At 53.0% G+C, this 1188-nt stretch carries 1 rRNA gene; it reads right to left on the reverse strand.

The annotated features are described in order from the left end of the window. Positions 1-1188 (reverse strand): 23S ribosomal RNA (locus tag HMPREF2935_RS09705); the annotation flags it as partial.

The raw sequence follows: 1188 nt of genomic DNA on the forward strand, positions 1-1188 counted from the left end.
CCCTTGGGACCTACTCCAGCCCCAGGATGCGACGAGCCGACATCGAGGTGCCAAACCATCCCGTCGATATGGACTCTTGGGGAAGATCAGCCTGTTATCCCCGGGGTACCTTTTATCCGTTGAGCGACACCACATCCACAAGTAGGTGCCGGATCACTAGTCCCGACTTTCGTCCCTGTTCGAGCTGTCACTCTCACAGTCAAGCTCCCTTGTGCACTTACACTCACCACCTGATTGCCAACCAGGCTGAGGGAACCTTTGGGCGCCTCCGTTACATTTTGGGAGGCAACCGCCCCAGTTAAACTACCCACCAGGCACTGTCCCCAACCCAGATCATGGGCCAAGGTTAAGGTATCCAATCCGATCAGAGTGGTATTTCAACAACGACTCCACCACCACTGGCGTGATAGCTTCACAGTCTCCCACCTATCCTACACAAACCGAACCGAACACCAATACCAAGCTATAGTGAAGGTCCCGGGGTCTTTTCGTCCTGCCGCGCGTAACGAGCATCTTTACTCGTAGTGCAATTTCACCGGGCCTGTGGTTGAGACAGCAGGGGAGTCGTTACGCCATTCGTGCAGGTCGGAACTTACCCGACAAGGAATTTCGCTACCTTAGGATGGTTATAGTTACCACCGCCGTTTACTGGGGCTTAAATTCTCAGCTTCGCCCATCAAAGATGAACTAACCGGTCCTCTTAACCTTCCAGCACCGGGCAGGCGTCAGTCCATATACATCAACTTAACGTCTTCGCATGGACCTGTGTTTTTGATAAACAGTCGCTCCCCTCTATTCTCTGCGACCCCACAACGCTTACCACCGCAAAGAGTGTTAACGCCATAGGGTCCCCCTTCTCCCGAAGTTACGGGGGCATTTTGCCGAGTTCCTTAACCACAGTTCACCCGAACGCCTTAGTATTTTCAACCTGACTACCTGTGTCGGTTTGGGGTACGGGCCGAGTATATACATCGCTAGAGGCTTTTCTCGACAGCACGGGATCACCAACTTCACCAATTAAGGCTACGCATCACGTCTCACCTAAAAGGATGCGGATTTACCTACACCCCAAGCTACACGCTTACACCAACAATCCAGTAAGTGGCATGGCTACCCCACTGTGTCACCCCATCGCTTGAACCACACATCAGGCCCCACGACGCACACCAACCAACAACACAAAGTGTC

This window comes from Corynebacterium sp. HMSC076D02, assembly GCF_001813815.1.
Taxonomy (GTDB): Bacteria; Actinomycetota; Actinomycetes; order Mycobacteriales; family Mycobacteriaceae; genus Corynebacterium; species Corynebacterium simulans.